This is a genomic window from Hymenobacter guriensis (assembly GCF_015773195.1).
Lineage (GTDB): Bacteria > Bacteroidota > Bacteroidia > Cytophagales > Hymenobacteraceae > Hymenobacter > Hymenobacter guriensis.
Window position 1 is genome coordinate 568,713 of sequence record NZ_JADWYK010000002.1, and the last position, 10,432, is coordinate 579,144.

General features: G+C 59.3%; 8 protein-coding genes. All 8 read right to left on the reverse strand.

Annotated features, from left to right (window positions below):
- Positions 1–41: 41 nt before the first annotated feature.
- Positions 42–599 (reverse strand): glycoside hydrolase family 19 protein, encoded by a 558-nt coding sequence (locus I5L79_RS05930; RefSeq protein WP_196954080.1) that lies wholly within the window; start codon positions 597–599, stop codon positions 42–44.
- 18 nt (positions 600–617) lie between these two features.
- On the reverse strand, positions 618–1,229 hold the full coding sequence (locus I5L79_RS05935; protein ID WP_196954081.1) for a hypothetical protein: 612 nt from the start codon (positions 1,227–1,229) through the stop codon (positions 618–620).
- Between the two features lie 20 nt (positions 1,230–1,249).
- Positions 1,250–2,527: a hypothetical protein gene (locus I5L79_RS05940; RefSeq protein WP_196954082.1), complete on the reverse strand. Its 1,278-nt coding sequence runs from the start codon at positions 2,525–2,527 to the stop codon at positions 1,250–1,252.
- Positions 2,524–4,101, reverse strand: a complete 1,578-nt coding sequence (locus tag I5L79_RS05945) for a hypothetical protein (RefSeq protein WP_196954083.1) — start codon at positions 4,099–4,101, stop codon at positions 2,524–2,526. Before I5L79_RS05945 ends, I5L79_RS05940 begins: the two co-directional genes overlap by 4 nt.
- A 1-nt stretch (position 4,102) precedes the next feature.
- On the reverse strand, positions 4,103–5,332 hold the full coding sequence (locus I5L79_RS05950; RefSeq protein WP_196954084.1) for a hypothetical protein: 1,230 nt from the start codon (positions 5,330–5,332) through the stop codon (positions 4,103–4,105).
- A gap of 1 nt (position 5,333) precedes the next feature.
- Positions 5,334–7,016, reverse strand: coding sequence for a hypothetical protein (locus tag I5L79_RS05955; RefSeq protein WP_196954085.1), 1,683 nt, complete (start codon positions 7,014–7,016; stop codon positions 5,334–5,336).
- Entirely contained in the window at positions 7,016–9,175 is a 2,160-nt protein-coding gene (locus I5L79_RS05960; RefSeq protein ID WP_196954086.1) for a hypothetical protein, read from the reverse strand. Before I5L79_RS05960 ends, I5L79_RS05955 begins: the two co-directional genes overlap by 1 nt.
- A gap of 219 nt (positions 9,176–9,394) precedes the next feature.
- Positions 9,395–10,432: GIY-YIG nuclease family protein (locus I5L79_RS05965; protein ID WP_196954087.1), on the reverse strand; the 1,038-nt coding region annotated here is incomplete at its 5' end.

The following is a 10,432-nucleotide window of genomic DNA, read 5'->3' on the forward strand; positions in this document are numbered from 1 at the left end:
AATGGTGAGAAGGTGACAGGTAACAGGTTGCTGGTTGTGGGTTAGGCGGCCACGGCTGGCACAATGCCACCAGGTACACCCAGGGCCTTGGCAGCGCGGAGGAAGCGGGCCTCGCGGTCAGCATAGCCGTTGGTGCCGCCGTTAATTCTTTTCGTTATGGTGCGGAAGAAATTCCCATCGGCCAGCTCGTTGAGGTTGCGCGAGTTCCAGTACCAGCCGGCGGAAAGCGCGGCATACAGCGGTTGCTCCAGCTTCACCGGGTCGGCCACGAAGTCCACGCCGAAGGCCCGCGAGAGGGCGTAGTAGTTGGCCCGGCCGGTTATTTGAATGAGGCCCCGTCCCCGGAAGCGCACCCCGTCGCCGGGGTGCACGTTGCCCAGGTCAAGGCGGCCCTCATAGGCGGCGCCGCTGGCGTACTCCCGCACGGCATCGAGTCCGCAGCTCTCGTGTCCGATCTGGGCCAGGAAGTGCGCCACGCGCAGGGGCGTGCTGATTTTGTAGCGGGCCAGCGTTTTGTTGATAGGGCCGATGAAGGTGGTAGCCTCGGCGGCGCTGCAGCCGGCCACGGCTTCGAGGAGTTGGGGGCGTGTGAGTTGCATACTTAGGGAGTTTGGGACCTAGGGAGTTTGGGGCTCCGTTGGCGGGGCCGGTTCGGGGTTGGGGGAAGGGAGGTCTGCCGGGGCGGGCTTCACACCCTGGGCCGCGTCGACCAGAAGGGCCGCCACCTTTGTGGAGAGGAACTGCTGAATGAATTGCTGAATGACGCCGGGTAGCCCGTCCTCCATCACGCGCAGGGCCACCTGCTTGGAGATAATCTTCCGCAGCTTGGTGCCAGCCAGCCAGATGAACACAGTGAAGTCTACCACCTTCACGGCCTCGTAGCTGTTGATCATGTTCTTAACCATACTCAACACGGCCAGCACGGCGAAGAGCTTGCCGAAGAAGCGGCAGAACTTCTCGAAGCTGAAAGGCTCTTTCTTGATTTTCTTCGCTACTCGGATACCGTAGAAGGTATTGAGCACCTCCATAGCCAGCAGCAGAAACAGGGCCGAGGGCGGGTCCCATATCCACTGGGCACAGAAGCCGACGACGCTGGCAAGCATGGTGGTGCTGATCTGAATCTTGAGCAGCTGCACGGAGTAGAACTTCAAGCCGAAGGCCGATTCCAGCATATCGCGCCCACTCCGGAAGCCGAGTAGCTTATAGATTTCGAGAAAGAAGTGGCTCACGGGGTTCACGGCGGGCGGGGTTAGATTTTATCGAAGGTTCCGAGGGCACCATTGGAAATGGTGGCTCCCGTTTGGCCGATGTCCCATACTTTACCACTGCCAGCCAGCACGGTGTAGGTGGTATTTGTTAGGCCCGTAGTGTTGGTGGAGCTAATGAGTGTAATCGTGTCGCCTATGCCCCAAATGGTTATGTCTCGGGTGCCGGTATAGGTCAGGCGGATGGTGTTGGTGTTCAGCCGGGACAGGCTCAGGCGAGGGCGGTTGTAGCTCACCGTCATATTGAGCGCACTCAGCAACGAGGCCACCTTCGTCCGTTCCTGGGTTTGTACCAAGCCCTCATTGGTTTGCGCGACTAGGCCGGTACCGTCAAGGCGGAAGGTTTTGGCTCCGGTGGCCACGCGGCTACCGACCGTATCCAGGAAGGAATCAAAGAAGGCTTCCTGCTCTGCCCCCGTTAGCCCATTTTCCCGCATATCCAGGCTAGTGAGCAGCACGGCATAGCGTACCAGCAGGGCATGTGCCGCAGCATTGGCGCCACCCAGCGCACAGCGCAGAGCAGTCCAGGTCTTCAGCTTGGCCACATCCGCGGCGGTGGCTATTACCGAACTCGTCTGGTTCTGCGAGTGAGCGAAGGTTTCCAACGCCGTGCAGCCCGTGATGTTAATCGTCGTCAGGCGGCCGGCGGCATTCTGGTCGGAGCCTATTTCCAGCGTTTTCAACACCGGCATGATGCCTGACGTGAAGGTGCCACTTAGCCGGCCACTGGCTCCCAGGATGCTCACCAGCCGGTCACGGTTCACCGGCAGCAGTAGCCCGGTGAACTTGTTGAACTCCATGTTAATGGTGGCCGTGTTCACGTCCGTTAGGTTCAGCGTACCGGACGTCAGCAGGGTGCTGCGAATAAACAGCGTGTCCTGGTAGTAGCCCCGGACGGTATGCACGTAGCTCCCCGTCACGTTGGCATAGGTCAGGTTCAGGAATTGGGTCGTATCGAACACGCCGTCCGGGTCGCCTTCCGTGCCCACGACACCTAGTCCATCCAAATTCACATAGCTCACGATGTCCGTACCAGCGGCATACAGACGCAGGTAGTACGTGCCGGCGGCCGGGAAATTCACGGTGAAGCTGGAGTTACCCGGTGCCGTGACCTCCTGCCCGGTGGGCTCCACATTCACCGTCACCGGCGTAGGGCTGAAGACCGTGCCAGTGTAGTTGCCAGAGGCCAGCCGCGTTAGCTTCACTGCTAGGCTCGGGACCAGGCCGCCGAGAAATTGCCAATACCGCCGCAGGTTACTCATTTGAGCTGGTAGATAGTGTAGTGAACCAGCGACGAATTGCGGTAGAAAAACAGCAGGTAATTCACCACGTTGGCCTTGTAAGAGGCACTGATCGTTGTGCTGCGGAATATGGTATTGCTCAGCGTTGGCGCCGTGGCCGCTTGGTGAATTACCATGACCACCGTATTGACCATCGCGCCAGCTGGATCCAGCGAGTAGGAGGCATCCGAGCGGGGCGCTGCCTCGGAGCCGTAGGTGCGCTCCACGTCGAACTTGAGCGCAGTGCCAGCCGTCACGACGGTGGCCGCATCGAGCTTGCCCGCCAAGGCCGCAGCCGCAGCAGTAGAAATGGGCTTAGCTAGGTCACTGGTGTTATCGACGTTGCTCAGGCCCACGTCAGCTTTTACCAGCGTGACAGCGCCCGTTTTTCCGGCCACCGATTGCACGGCATCGGTGTTATCTACCTTGCGGTAGCCGACAGCCCCGTAGCTGACAATCCAGTCGCCCTGTTCGTAGCTGATCTGTGTACCGCCCGGGCCGGCAATGCTGCCGCTGCCCTGCGAGAGAAAATACCAGCCGATGTTGCCAGCGCCGGCCGCCGGCAGCGGCTGTCCGTTGAGGGCCGCCTCGGGACTGGTGACCTGGCCCGTGGCGAAGGAGTAGTCGCCCTTCCAGCTCAGGCCGCTGAGCAGTCCGTCGGGAAACTGCACGGCCAGCAGCTTGCCGTTGCCGTCGAGCGTGGCCACGCCCAACGGAGCGGCCAGCTCACTGCGCTTTACCTGGGCATCGTTGGTCACGTTGCCCAGGCCCACCATGTTCTTGGTCACGGTCACGGCGCCCGATAGTCCATTCACCGACGACACGCCCGACTCGGCCGTGAGGGGCGAAAGCAGCTTGTAGTTCGGGTCTGTACCTGCTTCGAGCAGCGTGCGGTTGGGCAGTGGAATCTGCTCCTCATTGTCGAATTGCAGATCCTGCTTTACCTCCAGCAGCCGGGTGATGTTGGGCACCACGTCTGTAAACGTGTAGCGGAAGCTGTCGCCCTTTTCGTACTCGCGCACCTGGAACGGCGGGAAGGCCTCGCCCGTCTGCTCTACCAGCTGCCAGCGCACTTTCACCGTGGTTGTGGTGCTGGGGGCGGCATTGGTATAGGCCAGCAAGGAGCTGGAACTGTCCTTCACCAGTCGGTAGTCAGCCTGTCCAGCATCCACGCCAAAGTCAGCCGTGGCTGCATCGGTGTTGTTGATGACTGTGGCCGACATACCCAGCACCAATTCACTGGTCTGCGCGGCCAGCTCTGTGGTATTGGCTAACAGAAGCGGCAGGCCCCGGCGGGCAGCTGTTACTGTTTCCGGCTTCAGCCCAGCATCAGAGTAGTCTGGGTGTTTCCACCGGTGCAGGCCCAGCCCGGTGATATAGACAGGCATGCCGTCGAAACGCAGGTCGTTTTCAATGGCCGCGCAGGCATCCGCCACCGAGGCATAGCCGCGGGCCCGCTGGCCGGGCTGCCGGGGCGCGTGGCCCCGGGCATCGACCGGCTCGGGGTTGGTGATGGCAATGCCGGCCCCTAATTCAAGTTCGAGTCCAGTCAGCATCTTAGGATAGGGTTACCTGGTGGCGGTGAGAGGTAGTGTAGGCCGAGGCCTGCGACTTGACGTAGAGCGTGCCCGCCGCCGGCTCACCCTCTCCATCGAGCGTATCGGCGCCGGCCAGATCCTGCACCATCAGCTCACTCTCGCTGTACTCGGCCGTCACATTCTTATTGAGCGCGTCCAGGTCGATGATGCTCACCAGATTTTTGCCCGGTGGCAGGTGCAGCACGAAGTCTTTGAGGGTGTTGCCAGTATTGAGCGTGAACACGTTGGCGTCCGTGGTCAGGCGCGAAGGCAGGGCTCGTACCTGCTCGGAGGTCGTAGGCGCGCCAGCCCTGGGGCCGTAGAAAATCTCATATGCGCCCGAGATGATAACCTCCCGCGAAAGGGCAGCACCCTTGCTGTTGGTGGCTTCGATGCGGTAGCGCCGCGACTCGCCCAGTACGGCTGTAAAGGCCGGCACCGAAAACGAGGCGGCCCCGTCGTTGGCCTCTCCTATCGGCTGCTCATTCTCATCCAGCGCATTGAGCACCGACGCTCCATCTTTTACAATGATGCTGCCAGCCGCCACGTTGGTGCCGTTGCTGGTGGCCCAGGCAAAGCTCTTGAAGCCGGCAGCGAAGCTGGTGCCCACTGGTACTGTGCGGGTGCCCGCGCCTGCCACGGTGAAGGAAGTAAAGGCGGGCACCTGGTACACGGCTGAGCCAGCCAAACGCAACACCTCCAGCGGGGATTTATTGGCCGGGTTGTAGCCGGCGGGCAGGTTGCCGAACCCTGTGGCGAAAGCCGGCTCGTCAGCTGGGAATAAAATATCAGCAGCCCCCGCGCTACCCAGCGCCACCCAGACATTCAGCGGGCTGGTATAGTCGCCATTGAATTTCAGGCACTGCACAAAGCGCATGCTGTAGGGGCTGCCGTCGCCGGGGTCGCTCCATTCCAACGCAAGGGCTCCCGAGGGGCCGCCCTGCTGCGTTCCGAACGCAACGGGCGTGTAACTTACGCCCTGCTCCTGGCTTCTGCCTGAGGGCGTGTTGACGCTGAATATGGGGGAGGTCGTGCCAGCTAGGGCTGATATATCCAGCAGCGCGCCCGAGAGCAGGCGCGTAACGTCGACGCGGTGGTCTTTCCCGGTCACGGTGTCGCGCACCAGCAGGATAGCACTGGCGGGCAGCGGCCCTTCTCCGGGAAGCGGCGAAAGGAGGCTTAATTCAATGCCAGGTAGGTCCGTTGCCATATCAGCGGTTGATGCGTAAGAAGTTGTTGTCGGCCAGCAGGAATTCGCCCTCGCCGCTGTCCACGTCGCCCAGATCATCAGCATTGCCAGCACCCAGGCCCTCGTAGGGCTCCACGGTCACGCTGCCGTTGCTGAGCAGGTAGCGGTCCACTGCGGTCGTTGCGTAGTCTTCAGTCAGCGAAACCCGCTGGCCGTTCAGGGTCTTGAAATCATGGTTCAGGGCCAGCACCAGCTTCTCATGCAGCCAGGCCGGCAGCAGGAACGTGTCGAGGCGCAACTGTCGGCGCACGCGGGCGGAAAGGAGCTCCAGCGTGTCATTGCTTTGGCGCAGCACGTCCTTTTCACTCGTCGGCGCCAACGGCACCAAGCGGCCTTTTACCCGCAGGCGGTTGATAATGCCAGCTGTGTAGTTCAGGCCGAAGGCGTTGTCGAAGTTGCGGTAGGCGACTAATACCGTATCCTGGTGCTGGTAGCGCACGTCGATAGAATCCGACAACGCCTCCGCAGTCAGGAAGTCTGCATCGGTTGCACTCAGGCGCAGGTAGTAGCAGCCAGGGGCGACGGAAGAAAAAGGCACCACTACCTGCCAAGTGTCAAAGGACTGCGCGGCGTAGTCCATGCTCAGCAGGCAATCAATGCGCTGGGCCCCGGTAGGGTAGACACCAGACAGCAGCAGGTAGGGCGCAGCAGATGCCGGATCTTCCAGCACGCTCTGCACCTGCTTCGTCCCATTCAGGGAGCCAGCGCCGGCAATAATTACCTCGTTTCCGATTTCAAACGGTAGCGGCAGCGAGTCGCTATTGAAGTACACCCGCACCTTGCCCGCAGCGGTATCGGGCCGCAGGTAGGCCGCGAAAGACAGGGTTTGCGCGCTACCCTGCACCACGCGAACAGGTGCAAGGGTAGCAACCTGAGCCGAGTCGCTACACCGCAGCAGCTGACAAACAGGGGCGTTTGCGTAGTTGCTTTGTAGCTGCAGTACCAAGGTGTCGGCCGTATTCACCAGCTGGCAGTAGCCCGGGTTGGTGTAATTCAGGGGACGCTGCTCAGCAAAGGCCGTGTTGTCGAGCAAACCGGCGGATGCCTGATAAAACCGTAGGGAGTTAGGCAGGGGTACCAGGAAGTGCGGGCGCCGTGCCGGTGGCGCGGGCGCCGGGTCTGGTTCTTCTGCCGGCGTTACCAGGGCCAGGGTCTGCTGGCAGCCGTTACGGTCTTCTATGGTTACGGACCGTACCTCTTCCGCTACGAGCCCATTAACGACGAGCGGCGACAGGCCATAAACTATTCCGGTGGTGGGGCGCACCCCACTAAAGGCAAATGCCTTCAGGTCGCCGGCCGTGGTAGTGAACGGCACCAAGGCGGTAAAGCCGCCCGCTGTATCTGCGGTGTAGGTAGGCGCGCCCAGCAGCAGGTCACAGGCAACCGGAGGGGTGCATTCTATTTCGACGTTGTTCTCTACCTCTTCCCCGCTGGCGTCCGATAAGTTCAGCGTGTAGAGCCCGTTGGGCAGGAATTTTATTACAAAATGAGAGGAGAATGTGTTACTGAAAAGCTCCTTTATTGCCACCCCCTGCTCGTCGTAAACAATCAGGCGCAGGGGGCGCTGCCCGCGGGCGCTGGCGGTCAGCGTTCCGGTATGGTCTGCGGAGCAGGAAGGAACTGTATAGAGCGAGAGCGTGGCCATTAGAGAACAGGCGCCGCTGCGCGTAAGAGAGTGAAGGAAGTTTCGCCGCTTTGGGGCTTGTATTCAGCCCGCAGCAGGTAGCCAGCCTTGCGGTTGCCCTGGCTGTCAAGGAAGGATACCTGCGCATAGGACTGCCGGCGCAGGATTTCGAGTTGCGAAAGCGTGAGCTTGCAGGTGAACTCGTAGACCTCTGGCAGCACGTAAGGCGGATTGAGCGCCAACACGGGCACGTCGCCGGCTTCGGCTACTTGGCTTGCCTCTTCCAACAGACGCGTAACCAAGGCAGAATTTCCGCCGCCGGCTCCACGCTGTAGCTTACGGTCTTCGCGGTGCACCAGCCCGGCGCGCAACCATGGGCCATGGGCCCGCAACATGCGCCCAGGCGTCAGCCGCAGATTGTAAGTAGAGCCTGGGGCCAACACTCCTACCACGGTGGCAAATGCCTCGTTCCGCTCGGGCATCAGTAGGCCGCCTTCCCGCCGGAGGCTGATCAGGAATTTCGTATTGTCGGCCCCACCCTCCTTTGTATTTGCGTCCTTGTACTGCTGGCGACGCGTAGCCTCAATCAGGTACCCGGCCGTGGCATAGGGTGACTTTGCTGTGTAAGTTGACGACACCTGCGAGAGCGGTAGGGCATACGTGCGCTCCGAGTTAGGCTCATCCAGGCCGTTGGGCGCGTCCGACTCCCAGCGCTGAAACCCAACTTCAGCGCTACTGTAGAGCAGGTCCGCATGCACTCTTTTGGACAATCCAGCCACCTGCTGCAGCTGCAAGCCGGCCGCCGGCTGATAGAAGAAGGCGCGGGGCTCTATGCGTACCGTTTCCAGGCCGTTGCGGCGCTCCACACCCATGCCCAGGCAGTCAATGGCGTCCAGGCTATCATACAGGTCGCGGAAGCTCACAAACAGCGGCTTTTCCGCCAGCGGGAAGTTGCGCAGCTGAAACCCGCCGGTAACCAGCCGCAGAGAACCGGGGCCGTCTTCCTGGTAAGGCGTAGTCGTGTCGGTGCGCCCGAAGTAATCGGAGTACAGTGCCGGGCCGGGTCGGTCGGTGATGGCTTGCACCGTGCGCTCCAGGGCTTCGTGCACCAACAGACCAGTAGCACCGGTTTCAGGAGTGGTTGTCGTGGCGCGCAGGCGCAGAAACGAGCCGGGATTTACCGCGTTGTACAGGTCAAAGCTGTACTGTAGTAGGTAGTTTTCGTCAATGTCGTCAACATGCAGCGCTGCATACAGATACAGTTGATCCCCGATGAGTAGGTTGAGCGTTTCGTTGATTGGGAAATTTACCCGCTGCTCAAAGTCCTCGCTAATACCGTCTTTGTCGAAGCTGCTAAGCTGGTTTTCAAAGGTGAGAACGCCCTGCTTGTTGATGACGCGCAGGTAGTAAACCCCCGTGACGTGGTGAAACTTTGACTTAGCCGGGAAGGCCGAGCCGGGCTCCTGAAGAACTGTCAGCTGTGAGAAAAGCTGCGCCTCAATCGTTAGCACTGCATCTTCCGTTGCCGTGAAAATTGGGGCGGGTGAGGTGCCGACCTGTGCCGTATTAGCCATCTGGCCGATGCCGAATTCATCTATAAAGTCATCACTTTCGCGAGAGCCAAAGCTGAAATAAAGGGTGTAGAAACGGCTTTCCCCATTGAAGACAGTGACGGTAGGCGAAAGGGCCTGATAGGTTGTCTTGGCGTAGTAGTTGCGCTCAAATACCTGAGAGTACAGGGTAGGGCGAGCGATGCCCAGTGGTGGCAGGGCCACGCCTTCGACCGATTCATTTCGGAATATGTCTACCTCCGTCTTGTCGCGGTTGAGCAGCTTGGTGGTAAACCCCGTCTGCCGTAACTTGATAGAAACACCCCTCTCGGTGACTGAATATTGAGTAAAGTCTACGCGCAAGTGGGTTACCTCTTCCCGGCGGAACTCGTTAGGATTATAGAGATAGGCAGTCAGCACTACCAGCCCCTCTACACCCTTCGCTTCATAAACTTGGCGCAGGTAGTCGCCGCCCTTTTTGACGAACGTAAGCTCCCCTGCTAACTCGTGCGTAACACCGTGGTATTTTGGGTCGCGGGCTAGCACGACGGTTAGCCCGGCCCATCCTATAGGCTCAACTTCCAGCGTGTAGGCCGGCAGAATATCGGAGGTAAGCTGGAAAGTAAACACGTTAAGGTGTACGCGGTTGGCTCCCGTAAAGTAAACTAATACTTTACATAAAGACAAATAAAGCGCATACACTGTGAGGGATACCACACGCCCCGCCGATGTAGCGCGCTAGCCGCGCAACCTGACGCGTAGAGAGCTTTTAAAGGGATGTTGGGGGCCGGTGGGCAAAAAAAACACCCGACGCAGGGCCGGGTGCTGATTATCAAAGAAGAGGCAAGCTTAAGGCCCTGGGTTTATTAGCGCACACACTTTAGTAGTAGCAGGCAAGGCTCCGAGCATAGCAATGACTGAACTAAAGCATTCTGTAAAACCAGCAAACTTAATTCTAGGCTCATACTTGAATTGCTTGTACTCCCTATGCAGGCGTTTTTCTAAATCCCATACCTCCCCAGCGTTAGCTGACTTATACAGCATCAAAACGATGTACTCGTAAGGAATGGAACCCTTGCCCTTGTAGCGATGCGCTACAGAGTGCGACGTTATACCAACCTTAAAAAAATCTTCCCCCCCACCCTTGCAGTGCAGGATATAAAGCGAGGCGCTGCGCCTGCTACAGCAGCGAATAAATTGACTACGGGACCAGCCAGCAGTGAAGCAAGCCGGGCAGCCAACCCCCTGCATGTGGCTGTTGGCTGTTTGAGCAAACAGCCCATGTTCAGGGCAGATAATCTTGACCTTGCCCGCGCTGTTTTGATATACCGCCTGCGAGTAGTCATACTTTTCACCGTGAACGGCGCGGGCTTTTGCTATGAACTGTTTCGTGTCGAGCTTAGCCCTGCCGCTACAGGCATTGCAGCCAAGCCCCGCTAAATGGCTCGCAACTACCTGCTCAAACAGCCCATGCTCGGGGCAGATAATCTTGATTCTTGAATAAGTATTGCCATAAACCGCCTGCGAGTAGTCGAATTTCTCGCCATGAACAACGCGGGCTTTTGCTATGAACCTATCAACTGGATGCGTCCTGCTTAGGGAATACTTTGCCTTGCCACACACACGGCAGCCCCTGCCCTCATAGTGACTGCGGGCTGTTTGCTCAAACAGCCCATGCTCGGGGCAGATAATCTTGACCTTGCCCGCGCTGTTTTGATATACCGCCTGCGAGTAGTCATACTTTTCACCGTGAACGGCGCGGGCTTTTGCTATGAACTGTTTCGTGTCGAGCTTAGCCCTGCCGCTACAGGCATTGCAGCCAAGCCCCGCTAAATGGCTCGCAACTACCTGCTCAAACAGCCCATGCTCGGGGCAGATAATCTTGAT

Excerpts from the sequence above, each read along its gene's own strand:
- I5L79_RS05930 (WP_196954080.1), bottom strand. The coding sequence starts at position 599 with ATGCAACTCACACGCCCCCAACTCCTCGAAGCCGTGGCCGGCTGCAGC.
- I5L79_RS05940 (WP_196954082.1), bottom strand. The coding sequence starts at position 2,527 with ATGAGTAACCTGCGGCGGTATTGGCAATTTCTCGGCGGCCTGGTCCCG.
- I5L79_RS05945 (WP_196954083.1), bottom strand. The coding sequence starts at position 4,101 with ATGCTGACTGGACTCGAACTTGAATTAGGGGCCGGCATTGCCATCACC.
- I5L79_RS05950 (WP_196954084.1), bottom strand. The coding sequence starts at position 5,332 with ATGGCAACGGACCTACCTGGCATTGAATTAAGCCTCCTTTCGCCGCTT.
- I5L79_RS05955 (WP_196954085.1), bottom strand. The coding sequence starts at position 7,016 with ATGGCCACGCTCTCGCTCTATACAGTTCCTTCCTGCTCCGCAGACCAT.